Origin of the sequence: Stenotrophomonas sp. STM01 (assembly GCF_014852135.1) — a bacterium.
Classification (GTDB): domain Bacteria; phylum Pseudomonadota; class Gammaproteobacteria; order Xanthomonadales; family Xanthomonadaceae; genus Stenotrophomonas; species Stenotrophomonas capsici.
Window position 1 is genome coordinate 148,624 of record NZ_JACVBA010000004.1, and the last position, 21,264, is coordinate 169,887.

Here is a 21,264-nt window from a genome sequence, read left to right on the forward strand (position 1 = left end):
TCTCCTTGCTACGAACGTTTGCCCGGTGTCGTGCGCTCAGCTGCCGCGGCGACGGCCCGGGCCCAGTTTGCGGGTGACGGTGTTACGGCCCAGTCCCAGCCGGGCAGCGGCATCGGCGCGGTGGCCATCGGTGAATGCCAGCGCGGCCTCCAGCAGCACCGTGTCCAGGCGCTCGCGGGCCTCGGCGTGCAGGCCCATGGCACCTTCGGCCAGGCGCTGGCGCGCCCAGGCTTCCAGCGCACGGTCCCAGTGTTCCGGCGACAACGCGGGACCACCGCGCGGGCTGCGTCCGCCGCGGGCCAGCGCGGCGCGGACATCCTCGGCCGACACGGTGTCGGCCACCGCCAGCGCAGCCAGGCGCCAGCACACGTTCTCCAGCTCGCGCACGTTGCCCGGCCAGGCGTGCTCGCGCAGCACCTGCACGGCGGGCGCGGACAGGCGCTTGGGCGGCATGTCCAACCGTCGTGCGGCATTGGCCAGGAAGGTCTCGGCCAACTGCGGCACGTCGGCCAGGCGCTCGCGCAGCGGTGGCAGCAGCAGGCGCACCATGTCCAACCGGTGCAGCAGGTCGGCACGGAAGCGCCCCTGCTCGACCAGTGCCTCCAGGTCCTGGTGGGTGGCAGCGACCACGCGCACATCGACATGGATCAGCTCGCGCCCGCCGACGCGGAAGAACTCGCCCTCGGCCAGCACGCGCAACAGGCGGGTCTGCAGCGGCAGCGGCATGTCGCCGATCTCGTCCAGGAACAGCGTGCCGCCATCGGCCTGCTCGAAGCGGCCGATATGGCGCTTGTGCGCGCCGGTGAACGCGCCGGCCTCATGGCCGAACAGTTCGCTTTCCAGCAGTTCGGCCGGGATGGCGGCGGTGTTCAGCGCCACGAACGGCCCCTTCGCGCGCGGCGACTCGCCGTGCAGCGCGTTGGCCACCAGTTCCTTGCCGGTGCCGGTTTCGCCATTGATCAACACCGACAACGGCGCCTGCGCCAGCTTGCCGATGGCGCGGAACAACGCACGCATGGCCGGGGTGTCGCCGATCAGCTGCGGCGCGCCCTGGCCGGCCACGGCGGCCGGCGGTGGCGCCGCCGGCGGGTCTTCCACCAACGGCTCGGGCAGCGCGCGCCGGGCCAGTTCCACCGCATCGTCCAGGTCGAACGGCTTGGACAGGAACTCGTGCGCACCGCCGCGGAACGCTCCGGCGGTGCTGGCCACGTCGGTGTAGGCGCTCATCACGATGACCGGCAGCTGCGGATGCGCGGCCTTGAGTTTCTCCAGCAGTGCCAGGCCGTTGTCGCCGGGCATGCGCACGTCGGTGAACAGCAGGTCGGGCACCGGCCGGGTTTCCAGCGCGGCCAGGGCCGCCGCCGCATGCTCGAAGCCTTCGACGGTGTAACCGGCCTCGCGCAGCGCGGTGGTCAGCACGAAACGTACCGAACGGTCGTCATCGACCACCCAGACGGTGGCGGTGGTGGGGTCAGGCATCACGGGCCTCCTGTGTGCCCAGCGGCAGCAGCACGGTGAACACCGTGTGGCCGGGGCGCGAACGGTAACCGAGGGTGCCGCGGTGTTCGCGCGCCACCTGCTGGGCCAGCGCCAGGCCCAGGCCGGTGCCCTCGGCGCGGCCACTGACCAGCGGCAGGAACAGGTGCTCGGCCATGTCCTCGGGCACGCCGCGGCCGTCGTCGGCCACTTCCAGGCGCAGCGCCAACGGCTGGATCTGGTCGCCGATGCGCAGGCCGTGCTCGACCCGGGTGCGCAGCGTCACCACGGTGGCGCCGGCCTGGATGGCGTTGCGCACCAGGTTCCAGGCGGCCTGGGTCAGGCGGTCGGGGTCACCGTCGAACTCGGGGATGCTGGGGTCGTAATCGCGCTGGATACGCACCGACCAGCCCGCCTCGCTCTCGGCCAGGCGCAGCACCCGCTCCAGCGCGGCGTGGATGTTCATGGCCGCGTGCGGTCGTGCCGGGGCCGGTGACAGCAGTTGTTCGAGCAGGCCGTTGAGGCGTTCGATCTCCGCGCCGATCAGGTCGATCAACTCACGCTCGCCGGCGTCGCGGCCCTGGGCCCGGCGGGCCAGCAGCTGCGCGGCGCCCTTGAGCCCGGCCAACGGGTTGCGCAGCTCGTGGGCCAGGCCCTTGAGGGCGGCCGACAGTGCGCCGGGCAGCACCTGCGCCGGGTCGGGCGCGACGAACTCGTCCACCGGGTAGGCCTCCAGCAGCCAGCCGCCTTCCTCCAGCCGGCTCAACCAGCCCTCGGCGAAACGCGGGCTCTCGCCCGGCAGGGCCAGGATCAACCGATGCAGGCGCAGCACGTCGCGCTCGTCGCGGGCCAGGAAGTTGGCCAGGGCCTCGCCCTGCGCCTCCAGCGAGACCAGCGGCTGGCCGACCAGGCGGCGCACGCTCACGCCCATCCAGCGCGCGAAGGCCGGGTTGGTGCCAAGGATGCGGCCATCGGCGCTGGCCCAGGCTACGGGGGTACCCAGCACGTCCAGCGCGGGGCGGTCATCAGGCATCGTCATTGCACCAATGTAGTGCAAAGGCGACCGGCTGGGCAGCATCGTCACGGCGGCTTGGCACCGCCAAGGCCACTATCCGCGCCATTGCGGCAAGTGACACTTCAGGGGATGACATGCCAACGCTTCACGCTCGAACCACGCTTTCCGGCCTCTGGCGCGCCGGTGGCGCCGGCATCGCCGGCCTGCTGCTGGCCATGACCGCGTTCCAGGCGGCCGCGCAGAACGTGCTGTGGGAGGATTACCGTGGCACCACCAGCATCGCATCCGATGCCAATTACATCGGTCCGCAAGGCGCCCCGCGGTTCGTCAACAACCCCGCCACCATCGCCAACCTCTCCGCGTTGGCCAACAACCCGGCCAATGCGGTCCGCACCGGCACCTCGGCGCTGGTGGACTACGGCAGCAATCCGTTCGCGTTGTGCGACAGCCGCACCGCCGCCAACCTGCAGACCGATCCCTGCCGCTACCAGGCCATGGGCCGGGTGATGTACACGCTGGTGCGGTTCCCGGTTGCCGGCACCTACACGCTTTCCGTGGCGCATGACGACTCGGTGCAGGTCAGCATGTCCTCCAGTTACACCAGCACCGCCTACCGCACCGCCAACTACGACATCCCGGTCGGCGCACTGAGCAGTTACACCAACGGCGAAACCGACTTCCGGGCCATCGGCAGCTTCAACGCCGACGTCGCCAACAGTTGTGCCCTGATGCGCATCTACTGGGTGAACGCCGGCGGCCTGAACTTCAACCGGCTGCGCTGGCAGCATCCCGCGATCAACGGCGGCGCGGCGCAGATCATTCCCGCCAGCCAGTTCAGCGACCCCTCGCAGGCGAGCAGTTCCAGCGGCTGCGCCGGCAGCATCGTCTACCCGGTGCCGGCGATCATGGTCAACAAGGTGGTGAACCTGGGCCGCATCGCGCCCAACGACCAGTTCACCGTCTCCATCCGCCAGGGCAGCAACACGTTGCGCGCGGCCTCCACCAGCGGCGCCGGGACGGGGCAGCAGGCCAGCACCGGCGCGCTGCAGGTCAGCACCGGCAACCACGTCGTGCGCGATGACATGGCGGCCAACAGCGTCCAGGCCATCGGTGACTACGACAAGAGCATCAGCTGCACGTCCTACCAGCTCAACGGCCAGCAGCAGGCCTACACGCCCAGCGGGACCGGCCCCGACTGGACCATCGCGGTGGCGGCCAACACGCAGTACACCTGCACCATCACCAACACGCCCCGGCCGGTGGTGACCGCGCGCAAGATCAGCGAACGCGCGGTGGGCGCCTTCACCTTCACCGGCACCAATGGCCTGCCCTCGCAGACGCTGACCACGACCAGCGCCGGCCAGGCCGTGGCCGGCAGCGCGCGTGCGCTGACGGCGGTGAACACGGCCACCACGCTGACCGAGGCACAGACGCCGGGCTTCGCCCTGAGCGCGATCCAGTGCACCGGCCTGCCTGCCGGCGTGAACGGTACCGTGGACCTGCCCAACCGCAGCGTCACGCTGCCGGCCGCCGCCATCGTCCAGGGCGCGAACATCACCTGCACCTTCACCAATGCGGCCGGCGTCGACCTCTCCGTGACCAAGACCAATGCCGTGGCCAGCGTGCCGTCCGGGAGCAGTACGACCTACTCGCTGCAGTTCCGCAACGGCGGCCCGGGCGATGCCGGTGGCGCGGTCCTGAAGGACACGCCCACGAGCGGGCTGTCCAACTGCCAGGTGCTCTCCTGCACACCCAGCAACAATGCGACCTGCCCGCAGGCGCCGGCGGACCTGCTGACCGCCAACGGGGCGACGGTGACGGCGTTCCCGGCCAACAGCCAGATCAACGTGCAGGTCCAGTGCAGCGTCAACTGAGCACGCGCCCGGCGACCATGCCACCGGGCGCGGTCGCTCACTTCACCTGCTGCAGCAGCGAGTGGAGGATGCGGGCATCTTCGGCATCCAGCTCGGCGGGCAACGTGTCGCTGCCACGGAAGCGCCGGTGGAAGGCGCGCGCGGCCGCGGCACGGTCGTCCATCGGGTAACCCAGCGCCTGCAGCGCCAGCCAGCGGTCGAAGCCTTCCGGGGCCGCGCCGTCGCTGGCCTTGGGCCAGATACCGAAGCCGGCCTCGGCCAGCTGCTGCCAGGGGAAGAAGCGGCTGGGGTCGGCCTTGCGCGACGGGGCCAGGTCGGCATGGCCGATGATCTGGCTGCGCGGGATGTTGTAGCGGGTGCACAGGTCATCGAGCAGACGCAGCAGCGTGGCGATCTGCGGTGCGCTGAACGGGCTCTCGCCGTCGTTGTCGATCTCGATGCCGATCGAGGTGGAGTTGAGGTCGGTGATCGATCCCCAGCGCCCGCCACCGGCATGCCAGGCACGTTCGCTGTCGGCGACCAGCTGGTACAGGTCACCCTTGCGCCCCACCAGGTAATGCGAGCTCACCTTGCCGCCGCTGTTGGCGCTGCGCAGCGTGTCCAGGCTCTGCTGCACCGAATCCTGGTCGGTGTGGTGCAGCACGATGATCACCGGCTGGCGTGCGTTGTGGTTCGCCGAGGGAACCCATTGCGCCAGGGGATTGCGCTGCGGCGTGGTGGTGCAGGCGGCGAGTGCGGCGACCAGCGCCAGCGGCAACAGGAGTTTGTGGTTCATGCCGGGCATTGCACGTTGCCACGGATGGGAAAGCAAGTGACCTACGGCAGGATGCTGGCGCGGCCCTCACCTCAACCCCTCTCACGCTGGCGGGAGAGGGGCTTTTGAAGCGGCGCTCAGGCCTCGTAGGCGGATTCGCCGTGGGTGGTGACGTCCAGGCCGGTACGTTCGGCTTCCTCGCTCACGCGCAGGCCTACCAGCGCGCGCACCACCAGCAGGATCACCGCGGTGACCACGGCACTCCACAGCACCGTGAAGCCGACGCTGACCACCTGCACCCAGAGCTGGTGGCCGATGTCCAGGTCGGCCTTGGTGCCGCCCAGCGATTGTGCGCTGAACACGCCGGTGAGGATCGCACCGACGATGCCACCGACACCGTGCACGCCGAACACGTCGGCGGTGTCATCGGCCTTCAACAGGCGCTTGAGCCCGGTCACGCCCCACACGCAGATCATGCCGGTGACAAAGCCAATCACGATCGCACCGAGCGGGCCTACCGTACCGCAGGCCGGGGTCACGCCCACCAGGCCGGCGACGGCGCCGGAAGCCGCACCCAGCGCCGAGGGATGGCCCTTGGTCACCGCCTCCACCAGCGTCCAGCCCAGCACCGCGGCAGCGGTGGCCAGCACGGTGTTGATGAAGGCCAGCGAGGCGACCGTGTCGGCGGCCGCGGCCGAGCCGGCGTTGAAGCCGAACCAGCCCACCCACAACAGCATCGCGCCGATCCAGGTCAGCGGCAGGTTGTGCGGCTTCAATGCGGTCTGGCCATAGCCCAGGCGCTTGCCGACGAACCACGCCGCCACCAGGCCGGCCACACCGGCGTTGATGTGCACCACCGTGCCGCCGGCAAAGTCGATCGCGCCCATCTCACCGAGATAGCCGCCGCCCCAGACGATGTGCGCCATCGGGATGTAGCTCAGGGTGAACCACAACGCCGAGAGCAACAGCACCGCGCGGAACTTGATGCGCTCGGCGAACGCGCCGACGATCAGCGCGGTGGTGATGCCGGCGAAGGTGGACTGGAAGGCCACGAACAGCAAGTCCGGCAACCCGGCGATCGGCGTGTTGCCCACCGACTCGGGGGTGAAGCCCTTGAGGAAGGCGAATTCGGTGAAGGAACCGAAGAACTGGTTGCCCGCACTGAACACCGCGCTGTAGCCATAGGCCACCCACAGCATCAGCACCAGCGAGAACACCACCAGCACCTGGCTCAGCACCGAGAGCACGTTCTTGGCGCGCACCAGGCCGCCATAGAACAGCGCCAGGCCCGGCACCACCATCATCAGCACCAGCAAGGTGGCGGTGAGCATCCACGCCACGTCCCCGCGATCGAAGCTGGGTGCCACCTCGGCGGCGGCTTCGGCCGGGGCCTCGGCGGCAACCGCCGGTGCCGCGCCTTGCGTTGCCTCCGGCTGCGGCGGCGTGGCCTGCTGGGCCAACGCGTGTGAGGGAAGCATGCCCACCGCCATGACGGCGAGCATGAACGACAGGCACAGGCCACCGAACCGGGCCTTGAGCCCGGTGAAAAATTCCGTTCGCATTGTCGACTCCGGCTGTGGGGGTTAGAGCGCGTCAGCGCCTGTTTCACCGGTGCGGATACGCACCACCTGCTCGAGCGGGGTGACGAAGATCTTGCCGTCACCGATCTTGCCGGTGCCGGCCGCGCCCTGCAGGGTTTCGATCACCGCATCCACGCGGTCGTCGGTGACGGCGGTCTCGATGCGGATCTTGGGAAGGAAGTCGACGACGTACTCGGCACCGCGATACAGCTCGGTGTGCCCCTTCTGGCGGCCAAAACCCTTGACCTCGGTGACGGTGATGCCCGAAACGCCGACGGCGCCCAGTGCCTCGCGTACCTCGTCAAGCTTGAATGGCCGGATGATGGCGGAGATCAATTTCATGCGCATGTCCCGTAGTGGAGGAGACCGGCCCGCGCCTGCGGGCCGGTTTCGTGTCTTCCACCGGCCGCGATGCGGCCGCTGGCTGTTGCGCCGAACGTGTCATGGGCCTCGCTGACGGCAGCACTTTTCCAGCCGCTGACGGCAGTGACGCGGGAGGGAGGAATGGCCCATGGCGCGCGTCCGGATTCTCTTGCCCCTGGTGCTTCCGTGCGTCCTGCTTCAGACCGCCTACAAGGCTCCCCAGCCTTGCAGGCGGCGGCGATGACGAAGGTGGGAGGGGTGCCCTTCGTCATCGCCACCTGAAAGGATCAGCTTGCGTAGTACAGCTGGTATTCCAGCGGGTGGGTGGCCGCGCGGAACGCGGTCACTTCCTTCATCTTCAGCGCGATGTAGGCATCGATGAAGTCGTCGCTCATCACGCCACCGGCCTTGAGGAACTCGCGGTCCTTGTCCAGCGCTTCCAGTGCCTGGTCCAGCGAGGAGCAGACCTGCGGGATCAGCTTCTCTTCTTCCGGCGGCAGGTCGTACAGATCCTTGTCGCTCGGTGCGCCCGGGTCGATCTGGTTCTTGATGCCGTCCAGGCCGGCCATCATCAGCGCGGTGAAGGTCAGGTAGCCGGACTGGATCGGGTCCGGGAAACGCATTTCGATGCGGCGTGCCTTCGGGTTGGACACCCACGGGATGCGGCACGAGGCCGAACGGTTGCGCGCCGAGTAGGCCAGCATCACCGGTGCCTCGAAGCCCGGGACCAGGCGCTTGTAGCTGTTGGTGCCGGAGTTGGCGAAGGCATTGATGGCGCGGGCGTGCTTGAAGATGCCGCCGATGTACCACAGCGCCATCTGGCTCAGGCCACCGTAGCCGTCACCGGAGAACAGGTTCTTGCCTTCCTTGGCCAGCGACTGGTGCACGTGCATGCCGCTGCCGTTGTCGCCGACCAGCGGCTTGGGCATGAAGGTGACGGTCTTGCCGTTGCGATGGGCCACGTTCTTGATGACGTGCTTCATGCGCTGCAGTTCGTCGGCCTTGGTGACCAGGGTGTTGAACTTGGCGCCGATCTCGCACTGGCCGGCGTTGGCCACTTCGTGGTGGTGCACTTCGACTTCGATGCCGACCTTTTCCAGCACTTTGCACATCTCGGCGCGGATATCGTGCAGCGAGTCGGTCGGCGGCACCGGGAAGTAGCCGCCCTTCACGGTCGGGCGGTAGCCGCTGTTGGTGCCTTCGTAGCTCTTGCCGGTGTTCCAGGAACCTTCCTCGGAGTTGATCTTGAAGAAGGTGTGGCCCATGTCATTGGCGAACTGGACCGAGTCGAAGATGAAGAATTCCGGCTCCGGACCGAAGAAGGCCAGGTCGGCGATGCCGGAGGACTTCAGGTAGGCCTCGGCGCGCTTGGCGATGCCGCGCGGGCAGCGGCCATAGCCCTGCATGGTGGCCGGGTCGAGCACGTCGCAGGTCAGCACCAGGGTCGGATCGGCGTAGAACGGGTCCAGGTAGGCGCTGTCCGGGTCCGGCAGCAGCACCATGTCCGATTCGGCGATGCCCTTCCAGCCGGCGATCGAGCTGCCATCGAACATCTTGCCTTCCTCGAACAGCGACGGCTCGATGATCGAGACCGGGAAGGTCACGTGCTGCTCGATACCGCGCATGTCGACGAAACGCAGGTCGACGAACTCGACCTGGTTGTCCTTGATCAGCTTCTCAACGTTTTCCAGGGACATCGGGTGCAACCTCGGATGGGTGATGACGTATGGGGTGAAGGAGCAAGTAGCGTGCCAACCCCGAAATCATCGCAAGTGATTGTTTTTGTTTGGTGAAAGTTGCAATTGCATCGACCGGATTGCACCACGGAGGTGCAAACGGCGTGCACGGCACCATGCAGGTGCAACACATCACTTGGACTATGCTGTACCGGCCTTTTTTCCCACCGATCTCCATGTCCGACCTGCTCTCCGCCCTCCTGCTGGGCATTCTCGAAGGCCTCACCGAATTCCTCCCCATCTCCAGCACCGGCCATCTGCTGATCGCCCAGCACTGGCTGGGCAGCCGCTCGGACTTCTTCAACATCGTGATCCAGGCCGGTGCCATCCTGGCGGTGACGCTGGCGTTGCGGCAGCGGTTGTGGACACTGGCCACCGGCCTGGACCAGCGCGAGAACCGCGACTACGTCATGAAGCTGGGCGTGGCCTTCCTGGTCACCGCCGTGGTCGGCCTGCCGGTACGCCTGGCCGGCTGGGAGCTGCCGGAAACGGTGACCCCGGTGGCGTGGGCGCTGGTCATCGGGGGCGTCTGGATGCTGGCCGCCGAACGCTTCGCCGCACGCTTGCCCGACCGCGAGACGGTCACCTGGACGGTGGCCATCGGCGTCGGCCTGGCACAGGTGGTGGCCGGCGTGTTCCCCGGCACCTCGCGCTCGGCGGCGGCCATCTTCCTGGCCATGCTGCTGGGCCTGACGCGCCGCGCCGCCGCGGCCGAGTTCGTCTTTCTGGTAGGTATTCCCACCATGTTCGCCGCCAGTGGCTACGCGTTCCTGGAACTTGCCAAGGACGGGCAGCTCGGCAGCGAGAACTGGACCGACGTCGGCGTGGCCTTCACCGCCGCCGTCATCACCGGTTTCGTGGTGGTGAAGTGGCTGCTGGACTACATCAAGCGCCGGCCCTTCACGGGCTTCGCGCTATACCGCATCGCACTGGGCATTGGCTTGCTGCTGTTCTTGCCTGCTGGAAACTGAACGCGCCCCGGCGCCTTCAACCCCGGCCGGCAGCTTCATCCGTTTGTCGTCCCGAATCCTTTCCATAACCCAAGGAGTTGTCCATGAAGCGCATCCTCATGCTGGCCCTGCCGCTGGCCTTGATGGCCGCCTGCAGCAACCCGTCGCAGACGACCACCAAGAGTGAAGCCACCCCCGCCGCCAACACCGCCACCCCGGCCGCGGCGGCCTCGATCGACGCCACCCAGCTGGGCGCCAACCACTGGCTGCTCGACACCGCCGTGGATTCGGCCGGCAAGCGCGTGGACGCGCTGTTCGTGCGCGCCGACAAGCCGGTCACGCTGGACTTCAAGGACGGCCGCCTGAGCGTGAGCAATGCCTGCAACGGCATGGGCGGTGGCTACACGCTGGAAGGCGACGCACTCAGCGTCGGCAACATGATGTCCACCAACATGGCCTGCGGCGAGCCCGGCGTGATGGCGCTGGACGGCCTGGTCAGCGAGCGCCTGCAGGGCAAGCTGACGATCCGTTCGCTGGATGCGTCGCAGCTGGTGCTGGCCGCCGCCAATGGCGACGTGCTGACCTTCCGCGCCGAGCCGACCGCCGAAGCCCGCTACGGCGGCGAGGGCGAGCGCGTGTTCCTGGAAGTCGATGCACAGACCAAGCCCTGCACCCACGGCGTGATGCGTGATGCGCAGTGCCTGCAGGTGCGCGAGGTGAAGTACAACGAGCAGGGCCTGGAGCAGGGCAAGCGCGGTGAGTGGGAGAACTTCTACGGCAACATCGAGGGTTACACCCACCAGCCGGGCGTGCGCAACGTGCTGCGCCTGAAGCGTTTCCAGGTGAAGAACCCGCCGGCCGACGCGTCTTCGCTGGCCTACGTGCTGGACATGGTGGTCAGCTCGGAGCAGGTGGGCAAGTAAGCCACCGCTGCGAAGCAGACGACGAGGGCGCCGCAAGGCGCCCTCGTTATTTCGGTTCCCTGCCGCCGTGTGGCGGCACCGCGCCCGGTCAGAGGTGCGGGTTCAACGTGTAGGTGCCGTGCAACGCGGCTTCGGCCAGCACGTGGCCCTGCATCGCGCTGAACACATCGGCGGCGGTGAAGGCGCCTTCCACCGGCAGCGACGCAACGTCCAGCGCGAACACGCGGAAGAAATAGCGGTGCGGGCGCTCGTCGTTGAACGGCGGGTACGGGCCGTCATAGCCGAAATAGGTGCCGGCCATGTCGAGGTCACCGGCGAACCAGCCGGTGTAGTCGTTGATGCCCTGGCGCGCGCCGGCCGGGCCTGCCGGTTGCTGCTTGCCATGCGCGGTGAAGCCGTCGCTGCAGCTGCCGGCGGCGATCTCCTGCACGTCGGCGGGGATATCCACCATCACCCAGTGCACGAAATCAGCGCGTGGCTGGTCCAGCGGGATGCCGACATCGTCGCGACCGACCAGCTCGGCCACGGTCGGCGCGTCCGGGTCCACGCACAGCAGGGCGAACGAGCGCGTGCCTTCGGGCACGTCGTGCCAGGACAGCTGCGGGTTGCGGTTGCCGGCAAAGCCGGACGGCTGGCCGGCGGCGAACTCGGCCGGGATCGGCTGGCCGTTGCTGAAACTCTGGCTGTCCAGTTTCATCGGGGGTCCTCGGGTCAGGCTTCGGGGTAGCCCAGTCGCACCGCGACCGGGGTGAGATACAGGAATTCCGCCGCCAGCACCTGGGCGTAGCGGCGCCAGTGGCCGGCCTCGACGGTGCCCGGGCCGAGGCTGCGCACCTGCGGGAAGCGCACGCCGAAGGCCTGCTCCAGCAGCGCGCCCATCGCCGCCGGGTCGTTCACCGCCTCGTCGGTGCGGAGGATCAGATGCGGGTACAGGTCACCCTCGTGCAACTCGGCCACCTGCTCCACGGAGCGTGCCAGCCACTGCGCCGCGTCCATCGACGAGGTCAGCGCCAGCGGCGCCGGTGCGCCCAGCGCCAGCCATTCGATGAACATGTCGCGCGGATCGCGCACCGCCACCACCAGACGGCCTTCCGGCAACTGCGGGCGCAGCGCCCACAACAGCGCGTTGTCCCACCACAGCAGCCAGTCGATGACGTTGCCGTCGGCGATGCCGCGCGCCGGCAGCTGCTCGCGCCACTGCTGCACCAGCTGCTCGGGCGTCAGCGCATCGGTGGCCAGCCGCTGCAGGGTCAGGTAGTTCTGGAAACCGTCGGTCGGCGGGGTGGCACCGAAACGGTCGGCGCGCAGCACCCGGCTGCCGGCCGCCATCACCGTCACCACGCGCTCCACGCCCGAGCCCGGCGCGCCCCAGACGAACAGCGGGCGCATCGCGTTGTCGTCGGCCACCTCACCCAGCGCCGGCCATTCCACCGGGGCCTTGGCCTGCGGCGGCAGCGGCAGGCGCGTGGCGGCCTGCTCGGCATGCAGCTGCAGCCAGGTGGCCACCGCGCCGGCCGGGTTGCCACCACGGTCCTGCACGGTGCCCAGCCAACTGCGCAGGTTCGGCCGCGCGGCTTCCGGGGCACGGTCGATCAGTGCCTGGACATGCGCCGCTGCCGCGGGCGCATCGCGCAGCAGCAGGGCTTCGACGATGCGCTGCTCGGCGCTGACGCGGCCCGGCTCCAGCGCGGCGATGCGACGGGCGATGGCCTCGGCCGCGTCGCTTTCCTCGTTCATGTCATGCAGCCGCATGCGGGCTTCCAGCGCCGGCACATGGTCGGGCATGGCCGACAGCCAGCGCTCGACCACGGCCACCGCTTCCGGGCTGCCCACCGCCGGGATCGCCAGGCGGGCCAGCCACAGGTCGTGCAGCTGCGGGTGGGCTTCCAGTGCCGCATCCAGCGCGGCGCTGGCTTCCTCCTCGCGCCCCAGTCGCTGCCAGGCCACCAGCAGCATCTGCAGCGTGCCGCGGTCACCGGGCAGCTGCGACAGCAGCGGGCGCAGGTGTTCCAGCGCCTGCAGCGGCTGGCCGGAGGCCAGCTCCAGTTCACCGGCCAGGCGTCGCAGGCCGGGGGTGTCGCCCCCCTTGCTGGCCAGCACCTCGCGCATCACTTCGGCCGCGTTGTCGACATGGCCCTGGCGCAGCGCCAGCTGCACCAGCAGGCCGCGCAGCGCCTGGTTGTCCGGGACCAGTTCGAGCACGCGGCGGAAGGCCTGCTCGGCGAACGCCGGCATGTCCTTGCCCAGATAGGCGAAGCCCAGTGCGTAGAGCAGGCGCGGATCGCGCGGCAGGCGCTCGACCGCGGCCGACAGCACGCCCAGCGCGAGGTCCAGCTCGCCGCGGCGCAACGCGACCATGCCCTGCACCGCACCCAGCTCCGGGCTGTCCGGGTCCACGCGTTCGGCCAGGCGGATCAGGCGGTCGGCTTCGTCGATGTCCTCGCGGCCCAGCGCCAGGTGCGCCTGCATCAGGTAGGCGGAGAATTCATTGGGGTTGAGCGCGGTGCTGCGGTCCAGCGCCTGGTCGGCGGCCTCGAGCTGGCGCAGGGCCAGCAGCAGGCCGGCGTGCTGCAGGTGCAGGGCGGCCTCTTCCGGTGCCAGCGCCAGTGCCTGGTCCAGGCTGGCCTGGGCCTGTTCCAGCTGGTTGTCCTGCTGCAGGGCCAGCGCCAGCCAGCGATGGGCCTGCGCCTGCTGCGGTTCGGCCGCCACCCATTCGCGGGCCAGGGACACCGCGTCGTCGTTGGCGTTGCGGCGCAGGGCTTCGATGATCTTGTCTTGCATGGCGGTCCAGCGTGAGCGCAAAAAACCCATTGTAGCGGGCGCGCCCGCCGCGCCACGGTTCAGCCTGGCAACGCCGCCAGCAGTTGCCGGGTGACCCAGCGCTCGGAGAAGCCATCGCCGCGCAGGTTCTCGATGAACCCGCAATGCCCGCCCCAGCGCGCGATCTGCAGGCGTGCGTGGTTCGGCAGCTGCCAATGGTCGAAGGTGGCGAAGGGGATGACCGGGTCGTCCTGCGCCATCAGGATCTCGGCCGGCACCTGCAGCCCGGCCAGCTTGTGGCCGGCGATCGAGTAGCCCTCGAAGTAGTCCTGCAGCGTAGGGAAGTCGGTATGCCGGTTCACCAGCCAGCCGGTCAGCGCGCGGATGTCCAGCTTGAGCACGTCGTCGTCGCAGTCGGCCAGCTCGGGGAACAGCGCGCGCTTGCGCCGCAGCGAGCCGGTCCACTTGCGGCGGAAGTACCAGTCGTACATCGCCGGCCCGTGCTCGATGCTCTCCATCGTCACCGCCGGGTCCAGCACCGGGCAGACCGAGGCCACGTGCCGCAGGGGCACGCCCGCGGCCGGTGCGTGCAGGGCCAGGCGCAGCACGAAGTTGCCGCCCAGCGAGTAGCCGGCGGCCACCATCGGCAGGTCCGGGAAACGGCGCGCCACGTCGCCGGCGGCCTGCACCACTTCATCGATGCGGCAGGAGTGGAAGATGCCCGGGTTCAGGTGGTGGGTGTTGCCGTGGTCGCGGAAGTTCAGCCGCACCACGTCGAAGCCGGCCTCCAGCATGCGCGCGGCGGTCATGCGCATGTAGCTCGACTCGGTGCTGCCTTCCCAGCCATGCAGCAGCAGCGCCAGCCCGACCGGGGCACGGCCCGGCACGCTGCTGTGCCAGGCCTGCAGGCGCACGCCGTCACCGCCGTCCAGGATCAGTTCGCGGTTGACCGCGCCGGTGGCGGCCAGCAGCTGCAGGCCGCGGCGCAGGCGCAGCCGGCTCGAAGCCAGCATCGATTGCAGGTGGGGATTGCGCAACCAGCGCGGCGGCAGGTAATCGGCGGCGTTCAGCGCGTCTGGCTGGCGGCTTTCCGACGACGGCAGGCGCACGACCGACATCGCCTCACGGCCCTTCCATCACCGCCACGATGCGCGCACGCGAGGTTTCGGCGATGCGGCGGCGACCTTCCAGGTCCTGGCTGCCGATCGGCGCGAGGAAGTGCACCTGCGCCGCACGCGCCGGCTCGCCGAGCAGGCGCAGGAAGTTGCCGAAGAAGCTCTCGCCCGGCCCGAACGCCACCATGGTCTGCGCGTCACCGCGCACGCCGTAGCGCAAAGCCACCGGCTGCACCGGCACGTTGGCCTCCACCGCCGCCTGGAAGATGCGGGCGTGGAACGGGCCCACTTCGTGGCCACCGCGGGTGCGGCCTTCGGGGAACACCGCCACCGGCCGCTGTTCGTTCAGGCGCTTGACCATTTCCTCCATCACCCCGCCCAGCGACTCGGTGTTGCCGCGCTGGTGGTAGATGGTATGCCCACGGCTGGCCAGCCAGCCGACCAGCGGCCAGCCGGCGATCTCGCGCTTGGCGACGAAACCGACCATTTTCTGGCTGTGGATCATGCAGATGTCGACCCAGCCCACGTGGTTGGCCACGAACAGCACCGGCCCCGGCAGCGGCTGGCCGAAGCGCTTGAGCCGGAAGCCGAAGATCCACATCAGCACGCCCGACCACCAGCGCACCACGCGGTGCTCCAGGGGATCGGCAGGCCCGCCGATGCGGCCGAATGGCGGGGCCATCAGCAACAGGATCAGCGGCAGGAACAGGACGATGTGCACCAGCAGCAGCGGGACGCGGTACAGGTAACGGAACACGCGAGCCACACCGCCCTGGCGGGCGGGACGGGGGGAGATCATCCGCGCACGATACCGGATGCGGTCCGGCTTGTGCCAGCGACTGTTACGGCGGCAGGGTATTGCTGCCAGGACACGGAAAGGTGCGTTGCGGCACAGTATCCAGACATCACGCGGGCCAAGGGGCCCGGCTGGACCTTCAGCGTTACCCTTCCCGCGCCGTAAGTGTGTAAAACGGTTCCAACGTTCAGGGGAGCGTGGTGATGCACCGGCAGCTGCTGTCATCGACAGAGGACATGCTGCACTTCTTTTCTGCCGCGCTGGAGCGCATTGGCAGCGGCGTGATCCTGTTCGACGAACAGAACACCATCCTGTACCTCAACCGCGCCATGGAGACCATCTCCGGCTGGCCGCGCGAGGAAATGCTGGGCAGGAACCTGGGCCAGCTGGCCCCGCCCTCCATGCGCGAGCGCTATGACACCCGCCTGTACCCGGGGGCCAGCAACCGCGTGCAGGAACTGGCCCTGGCGCCGCATGACATCCAGCTGGTGCGCAAGGACGGCAGCCACTGCTGGATCAGCGTGACCCTGTCGCACGTGTCCAGCGGCGGCCGCGACATCCACATGGCACTGATCAGCGACGTCACCGCGCGGCGCCAGGCGCAGGAGCGCGAGCGGCTGCTGTCGCTGGGGTTCGACGAGACCCAGAGCGCGGTGCTGATCACCGATGCCCAGGCCCATGTGGTCTACCCGAACAAGGGTTTCCGTCGCCTGTTCGGCTTCCTGGACAGCGAGCTGCTCGGCCGCTACGTCCCCACCCTGCTGGCGCCGGACGATCATTCCGGCGAACAGATGGCCGCCTACATGACGCGGCTGATGTCCGGGCAGTCGATCCGCGCCGACGAGCGCCTGTACCGCAAGGACGGCCAGCCGCTGTGGTGTTCGGTCACCATCAACCCGATCTTCGACGACTACGGCAAGCTGGTGAACATGGTCGTGGTGCTGACCGACATCACCCGCACCAAGGTGCATGAGGTCCTGCAGCACCGCATGCTCGATGCGATGGTGCGCGAGGTACCCACCGCCGAGATCATGCAGATGATGTGCGAGGAGGTGGAGAAGATCGCCCCGCAGGTCACCTGCTCGGTGCTGCGCGTGGAGGACGGCCGGCTGCGCACGCTGGCCGCGCCCAGCCTGCCGGAGGCCTACAGCAAGCTGGTCGATGGCACGCCGGTCGGCCCGCATTCGGGCAGCTGCGGCACCGCGGCCCATTGCGGCGAAACCGTGGTCGCGCGTGACATCGCCAGCGACCCCAACTGGGAGGGCGTCAGCCACCTGGCCCTGCAGTACGGCCTGGCGGCGTGCTGGTCCACGCCGATCAAGTCCAGCGACGGCCGCGTGCTGGGCACCTTCGCGTTCTACTACCGGCAGCCGATGGAGCCGGACAGCTTCCACCGGCGCCTGGTCGAGGTGATCGTGCACCTGTGCGCGCTGGCGCTGGAACGCGAGGAAGCCCGTAACCGCATCCGCCGGCTGGCCTTCTACGACGACCTCACCGGCCTGCCCAACCGCAGCCTGCTGCATGCCCGCGCCGACCAGGCGATCAGCGCCGCCGGCCACACCCACCAAGCGCTGGCGGTGCTGTTCATCGACCTGGACCGCTTCAAGCAGGTCAACGATTCCTTCGGCCACCCCGGCGGCGATGAACTGCTGCGGGTGGTCGCGCGCCGCCTGCAGGAGCAGACCGGGCCGATGGACATCGTCGGCCGCCTGTCCGGCGACGAGTTCGTGGTGGTGCTCAACGGCTGCGACGCGCAGGGCGCCGACGAACACAGCGAACGCCTGCTGCGCGCGTTGGGCGAGCCGTTGCAGCTGGGGGAGATGGAGATCCGGCCCTCGGCCAGCATCGGCATCAGCGTGTTCCCGCACGACGGCACGAGCATGGAAACCCTGCTGCACCGCGCCGACATGGCGATGTACCAGGCCAAGCACAGCGGCCGCAACCTGGCCCGTTTCTACAGCTGCGAGATGGACCAGAGCGCGCAGGAGCGGCTGGCGCTGGAGAATGCCCTGCGCGAAGCCCTCGCACTGGGCCAGCTGCAACTGCACTACCAGCCGCAGATCGACCTGCACGATGGTCGCCTGCACAGCGTCGAGGCCCTGGCCCGCTGGCACCACCCGCGGCTGGGCAACGTGCCGCCGGTCCGCTTCATCCCGCTGGCCGAGGAAACCGGGCTGATCGGCGACCTTGGCCAATGGGCGCTGCACGAGGCCTGCCACCAGCTGGCCGACTGGCGCGAGGATGGGCTGGAGGTGCCCTCGGTCTCGGTCAACCTGTCACCGACCAACTTCCACAGCCCGGCGCTGGCCGAGATGATCAGCCGGATCCTGCACGAGCACGGCCTGTCGGCGTCGGACCTGATCCTGGAAATCACCGAGGATGTGCTGCTCGACGCCGACCCGGTCACCCTGCAGACCCTGCGCAAAGTGCATGCGCTGGGCGTGCGCCTGTCGATGGACGATTTCGGCACCGGCTATTCCAGCCTGAGTTACCTGCGCCAGCTGCCGATCAGCGAGCTCAAGCTGGACCGCAGCTTCGTCAACGGGATCGAGCGTGACAGCGTGGCCAGCGCGCTGACCCAGGCCATCGCCCACATCGGCCAGAGCCTGCACCTGAAGGTGGTGGCCGAAGGCGTGGAAAGCAGCGAGCAGCTGCGCCTGCTCGGCGAGCAGGGCTATCACATCGCGCAGGGCTTCCACTTCACCCCTGCCCTGCCCGCGCCGGCATTGGCGCAATGGGTGCGCGAGCATCTGCCGGCGATGGTCGAGGGCTGAGCGACGGCTACGGCGGCGGGGCATTCCCCCTCCCCTGGGCTTCGCCAAAGGGAGGGAGCGGTTCGGCGGGGTCGGACCGATCACGGTAAATCCCTCCCTTGCGCAGCAGGGGAGGGCTGGGGAGGGGTAAGCCGCAGGTATCGCGCGTCAACGCCCGCTCAGCGGGCCACCACCGCCAGCGTCAGCCGCGAAATGCACACCGGCTTGCCGTCTTCGTTCTCGATGCGGATCTCCCACACCTGGGTGGTGCGGCCCACGTGCAGCGCCCGCGCGGTGCCGGTGACCACGCCGGTGCGCGCCGCGCGCAGGTGGTTGGCGTTGATCTCCAGCCCCACGCAGACCTGCTCGGCCGGGTCCACGCACAGGTTGCCGGCGCTGCTGCCGAGGGTTTCGGCCAGCACCACCGAGGCGCCGCCGTGCAGCAGGCCATACGGCTGGCGGGTGCGTTCGTCGACCGGCATGGTGGCCTGCAGCCAATCCTCGCCGGCAGCGGTGAACACGATGCCGAGGTGGTCGATCAGGGTGTTGCGGCTCAGGGCATTGACCTGTTCCAGGTCGACGGGGGCGCGGAATACTCGGGACATGGCTTGAACCTTTGCGGGGACGCAGTCAGAGGATGGGCACCAACCCGGCGCCGAAGGCAGTAAGCATGCGCACCAGCAGCCATTTCGGGCCGACGTCCACTTCCGGGAAATCGCCGATGGCGGTGTAGCAGGCGCGGAAGCCGGGGTCCTGCCGCGGCAGCGGCCGCGGGCAGTCCGGGCCGGGCTTGAACTCATAGATGGTGGCGTAGCGCCACGGCCAGAAATCGAGCACCGGCAGCGCTTCGGACGCCTTGCCGATGCTGTAGTTCAGGCCGGAGAACACCGGTGCCTTCTCGCGCGGCGCCACCACCCAGGAGTTGTCCGGGGCGATGTCGCGCTCGATGCTGCGCGCCAACTGCTCGGCGAAGGCGGCATCCTCGATGATCACCGCGCCCTCGGTGTTGTAGTTCTCGCTGCGCGGGTCGAAGTTGTGGGTACCGATCACGCCGATGCGGCGGTCCACCACCAGCGACTTGGCATGCAGGCCCATGCGCGCGCCGCTGCGGGTCACCGGCAGCGGCCGGTTGGCCGCGCGCCGGCTCAGGAACGAGGGGCGCGTCTCGGTGCGCAGCACCTCGCGTTCGACGTCGCTGCCTCCGGGCGTGTTGCGCCGGCCCGAGCCGCTGCCGCGCACGTTGCTGCCGGCCGCGCTGCCGCCGATCACCCGGTTGCGGCCGGACGGCACCGATTCGACGTCCACCGGCTCGGGCAGCAGCCCGGGGTAGTTGACCGGCGCATCGAGCGGGAACGGCTTGTATTCGTAGATGTTGAAGCCCAGTTCGCGCAGGTTGCGGCGCTTGTACTTGTACGACAGCGCGTAGACGATCGGGTTGTCGGTGGCGGCCAGGCTGTTGGTCGAGACCACCACCCGCGGCGCGGCCTCGCGCTTGCGCAGGTCGCGGAACAGCTGCTGGGCCGGCTTGGACAACACCAGGTACGGCGTCTGCAGCAGCACTTCGGTCCTGGCCGAGGCGATCAGGGCATCCAGCCGCGGCTCGGTGACATGCTGGCCGTCGTCCGGATCGTCGTCCTCGTGGCGATGCTTGCGCGGCAGGTCGGCCACGTAGGCCACCGACCGCACCGGCAGCGCGGTCTGCACGAAGGCCTCGTCGATGAACGCCGGGTCGGTTGCCTCCTCGCCCACCCGCTCGATCCGCTCGGGGTGGCGGAAGTTGGCCTGCGGCATCGCCGGCACCCCCTGCTTGAGCAGCGCCCGGCCCACGTCGTTGAGCCGTTCGGCCGGCACGCTGCGCTGCGCAACCCAGAACGACTCAAAGTTGGCGGCCATTTCCCGCGCCTCCGGACCGGCGACGATCACGTCACGATCGCGGAAGTTGTACTCGTTGTCCCAGTCGTAGTAATCGTCCTGGTAGTTGCGGCCACCGACCACGCCCAGCACGTCGTCGATCACCAGCAGCTTGTTGTGCATGCGCTGGTTGAAGCGGCGGAAGCAGCACAGCACGCTGCCGGCGTAGTCCAGGTAGTTCAGCTTGGCCTTGCCGAAGGCGGGGTTGTAGACGCGCAGCTCGAAGTTGGCATGCGCCCCGGACAGGGCGGCCAGCATCTGCACGTCGGAGATCGCCGAGAGCTGGTCGATCAGCACCCGCACCTTGACCCCGCGCCGGGCGGCGGCCAGCAGTTCGTCGATCACCAGCCGCGCACTGTCGTCGGTGTCGAAGATGTAGGTCTGCAGGTCGATGCTGCGGGTGGCGCTGCGGATCAGGTTCAGGCGCGCCACCAGCGCCAGTTCACCCTCGTCCACGATGGTGGCGTAGTGGCGCGGCAGCCCGGGCGCCGATTCGGTGATGGCCTGCCCGCCCAGCGCGCGCAGCGGCGAATCCAGCGCGCAGCGGTCCGGCCGGTCGCAGTCCACCACGGTCGAGCGCGCGGCGATGGCAATGCCCTGGGCACGGTCGCGCTGCTGCGGCGACAGCGAGGCGCAACCGCCGGCCAGCAGCGCCGCCAGCAGCAGGAAAAGTCGTACGAAAGGGTTCACTTTGGGGGGGCGCTGCTCAGGCGCGTACGCAATATGAAGGTCACTCGATCACCCAGGGCCATCTGCCAGCTGTCCATGCCGTACCGCCCGCGCTGGACGGTGCCCCGGCTGACGAGGTCGCAATCATAGCCGGGACGTGCGCATTCAGGCTTTGCCAGGTGCAGCGTCTCCCGGCGGCTGATGCCGCGGATGGTCAACCAGCCATTGACGTCGCCGCCCTGGTGGATCAGCTCCGGCGAGTACGGATCGGAGCGGAACTCGATCACCGGGTAACGCGCCACGTCGAAGAAATCCTCGCCGCGCATCCAGCCGGTGTAGCGCGGCTTGTCCGGGATCTCGACGTATTGGGTGTACATGCGCAGCACCACCTGGTGCTGCCCGTTGGGCAGCGCGGTGGCCTGTGCATCAAAACGGCGGAACACCCCTTCGATCTTCTGGCCGAAGCGGGTGCGGATCTCGAAGCCGAACTGTGAATGAGCCGGGTCGAACTGGGGCGGTTCCGCCGCGAAGGACGAAACCGGCCCGATCAGCAAGCCCAGCAGCAGCCCGCCACGGAACAAACCCATGG

The 21,264-nt window shown here is 68.9% G+C and carries 17 protein-coding genes; 4 read left to right on the forward strand and 13 right to left on the reverse strand.

The window, feature by feature from the left end; genetic code table 11:
* Nucleotides 1-36 precede the first annotated feature (36 nt).
* Nucleotides 37-1,479, reverse strand: coding sequence for a nitrogen regulation protein NR(I) (gene ntrC, locus IB227_RS16635; RefSeq protein WP_192288307.1), 1,443 nt, complete (start codon nt 1,477-1,479; stop codon nt 37-39).
* A complete protein-coding gene (locus IB227_RS16640) occupies nt 1,472-2,515 on the reverse strand; it encodes an ATP-binding protein (RefSeq protein WP_132862364.1) in 1,044 nt (347 codons plus the stop codon). Before IB227_RS16640 ends, ntrC begins: the two co-directional genes overlap by 8 nt.
* Nucleotides 2,516-2,625: 110 nt before the next feature.
* On the opposite strand from IB227_RS16640, the gene IB227_RS16645 reads away from it, so the two are divergent.
* Nucleotides 2,626-4,365, forward strand: coding sequence for a DUF11 domain-containing protein (locus IB227_RS16645; RefSeq protein WP_192288308.1), 1,740 nt, complete (start codon nt 2,626-2,628; stop codon nt 4,363-4,365).
* 37 nt (nt 4,366-4,402) lie between these two features.
* Here IB227_RS16645 and IB227_RS16650 read toward each other — a convergent pair whose 3' ends face one another.
* From IB227_RS16650 to glnA, 4 genes are all read right to left on the reverse strand, one after another.
* Entirely contained in the window at nt 4,403-5,149 is a 747-nt protein-coding gene (locus IB227_RS16650) for an N-acetylmuramoyl-L-alanine amidase (RefSeq protein WP_132862362.1), read from the reverse strand.
* 107 nt (nt 5,150-5,256) lie between these two features.
* Complete coding sequence (amt, locus tag IB227_RS16655; protein WP_192288309.1) at nt 5,257-6,681, reverse strand: ammonium transporter; 1,425 nt, start codon at nt 6,679-6,681, stop codon at nt 5,257-5,259.
* A gap of 21 nt (nt 6,682-6,702) precedes the next feature.
* Entirely contained in the window at nt 6,703-7,041 is a 339-nt protein-coding gene (locus IB227_RS16660; protein ID WP_132862360.1) for a P-II family nitrogen regulator, read from the reverse strand.
* Nucleotides 7,042-7,349: 308 nt separating this feature from the next.
* The gene (glnA, locus tag IB227_RS16665) at nt 7,350-8,759 is read right to left on the reverse strand and encodes a type I glutamate--ammonia ligase (protein WP_132862359.1); all 1,410 of its coding nucleotides are present in this window, start codon (nt 8,757-8,759) and stop codon (nt 7,350-7,352) included.
* 215 nt (nt 8,760-8,974) lie between these two features.
* Here glnA and IB227_RS16670 point away from each other — a divergent pair, with 215 nt between their 5' ends.
* Complete coding sequence (locus tag IB227_RS16670; protein WP_192288310.1) at nt 8,975-9,769, forward strand: undecaprenyl-diphosphate phosphatase; 795 nt, start codon at nt 8,975-8,977, stop codon at nt 9,767-9,769.
* Nucleotides 9,770-9,852: 83 nt separating this feature from the next.
* The gene (locus tag IB227_RS16675; RefSeq protein WP_192288311.1) at nt 9,853-10,671 is read left to right on the forward strand and encodes an META and DUF4377 domain-containing protein; all 819 of its coding nucleotides are present in this window, start codon (nt 9,853-9,855) and stop codon (nt 10,669-10,671) included.
* Between the two features lie 88 nt (nt 10,672-10,759).
* Here the strand turns inward: IB227_RS16675 and IB227_RS16680 are convergent, their stop codons facing one another.
* Genes IB227_RS16680 through IB227_RS16695 form a run of 4 tightly spaced genes read right to left on the reverse strand, consistent with a single transcriptional unit; the run spans nt 10,760 to nt 15,345 of the window.
* A complete protein-coding gene (locus IB227_RS16680; protein ID WP_192288312.1) occupies nt 10,760-11,368 on the reverse strand; it encodes a YbhB/YbcL family Raf kinase inhibitor-like protein in 609 nt (202 codons plus the stop codon).
* A gap of 14 nt (nt 11,369-11,382) precedes the next feature.
* Nucleotides 11,383-13,452 carry a tetratricopeptide repeat protein gene (locus tag IB227_RS16685; protein WP_192288313.1) on the reverse strand — a complete coding sequence of 690 codons (2,070 nt, stop codon included), beginning with the start codon at nt 13,450-13,452 and terminating at the stop codon, nt 11,383-11,385.
* A 59-nt stretch (nt 13,453-13,511) separates the two neighbouring features.
* A complete protein-coding gene (locus tag IB227_RS16690) occupies nt 13,512-14,501 on the reverse strand; it encodes an alpha/beta fold hydrolase (protein WP_192288375.1) in 990 nt (329 codons plus the stop codon).
* Between the two features lie 52 nt (nt 14,502-14,553).
* Nucleotides 14,554-15,345, reverse strand: a complete 792-nt coding sequence (locus IB227_RS16695) for a lysophospholipid acyltransferase family protein (RefSeq protein WP_132862353.1) — start codon at nt 15,343-15,345, stop codon at nt 14,554-14,556.
* Between the two features lie 200 nt (nt 15,346-15,545).
* Between IB227_RS16695 and IB227_RS16700 the strand changes: the two genes are divergently transcribed.
* Nucleotides 15,546-18,116, forward strand: a complete 2,571-nt coding sequence (locus IB227_RS16700) for an EAL domain-containing protein (protein ID WP_225591937.1) — start codon at nt 15,546-15,548, stop codon at nt 18,114-18,116.
* Between the two features lie 158 nt (nt 18,117-18,274).
* On the opposite strand, the gene IB227_RS16705 is transcribed toward IB227_RS16700, so the two are convergent.
* From IB227_RS16705 to IB227_RS16715, 3 genes are read right to left on the reverse strand one after another with little or no spacing between them, the layout of a single operon-like run.
* A complete protein-coding gene (locus tag IB227_RS16705) occupies nt 18,275-18,700 on the reverse strand; it encodes a hotdog fold thioesterase (RefSeq protein ID WP_132862351.1) in 426 nt (141 codons plus the stop codon).
* A 25-nt stretch (nt 18,701-18,725) separates the two neighbouring features.
* Nucleotides 18,726-20,696, reverse strand: coding sequence for a phospholipase D family protein (locus tag IB227_RS16710; protein ID WP_192288314.1), 1,971 nt, complete (start codon nt 20,694-20,696; stop codon nt 18,726-18,728).
* Nucleotides 20,693-21,262, reverse strand: a complete 570-nt coding sequence (locus IB227_RS16715) for a YceI family protein (protein WP_132862349.1) — start codon at nt 21,260-21,262, stop codon at nt 20,693-20,695. Before IB227_RS16715 ends, IB227_RS16710 begins: the two co-directional genes overlap by 4 nt.
* Between the last annotated feature and the right edge of the window lie 2 nt (nt 21,263-21,264).

Coding starts and splice junctions, on each gene's coding strand:
- ntrC (WP_192288307.1), bottom strand. CDS start 1,479: ATGCCTGACCCCACCACCGCCACCGTCTGGGTGGTCGATGACGACCGT.
- IB227_RS16640 (WP_132862364.1), bottom strand. CDS start 2,515: ATGACGATGCCTGATGACCGCCCCGCGCTGGACGTGCTGGGTACCCCC.
- IB227_RS16645 (WP_192288308.1), top strand. CDS start 2,626: ATGCCAACGCTTCACGCTCGAACCACGCTTTCCGGCCTCTGGCGCGCC.
- IB227_RS16650 (WP_132862362.1), bottom strand. CDS start 5,149: ATGCCCGGCATGAACCACAAACTCCTGTTGCCGCTGGCGCTGGTCGCC.
- amt (WP_192288309.1), bottom strand. CDS start 6,681: ATGCGAACGGAATTTTTCACCGGGCTCAAGGCCCGGTTCGGTGGCCTG.
- IB227_RS16660 (WP_132862360.1), bottom strand. CDS start 7,041: ATGAAATTGATCTCCGCCATCATCCGGCCATTCAAGCTTGACGAGGTA.
- glnA (WP_132862359.1), bottom strand. CDS start 8,759: ATGTCCCTGGAAAACGTTGAGAAGCTGATCAAGGACAACCAGGTCGAG.
- IB227_RS16670 (WP_192288310.1), top strand. CDS start 8,975: ATGTCCGACCTGCTCTCCGCCCTCCTGCTGGGCATTCTCGAAGGCCTC.
- IB227_RS16675 (WP_192288311.1), top strand. CDS start 9,853: ATGAAGCGCATCCTCATGCTGGCCCTGCCGCTGGCCTTGATGGCCGCC.
- IB227_RS16680 (WP_192288312.1), bottom strand. CDS start 11,368: ATGAAACTGGACAGCCAGAGTTTCAGCAACGGCCAGCCGATCCCGGCC.
- IB227_RS16685 (WP_192288313.1), bottom strand. CDS start 13,452: ATGCAAGACAAGATCATCGAAGCCCTGCGCCGCAACGCCAACGACGAC.
- IB227_RS16695 (WP_132862353.1), bottom strand. CDS start 15,345: ATGATCTCCCCCCGTCCCGCCCGCCAGGGCGGTGTGGCTCGCGTGTTC.
- IB227_RS16700 (WP_225591937.1), top strand. CDS start 15,546: ATGCACCGGCAGCTGCTGTCATCGACAGAGGACATGCTGCACTTCTTT.
- IB227_RS16705 (WP_132862351.1), bottom strand. CDS start 18,700: ATGTCCCGAGTATTCCGCGCCCCCGTCGACCTGGAACAGGTCAATGCC.
- IB227_RS16715 (WP_132862349.1), bottom strand. CDS start 21,262: ATGGGTTTGTTCCGTGGCGGGCTGCTGCTGGGCTTGCTGATCGGGCCG.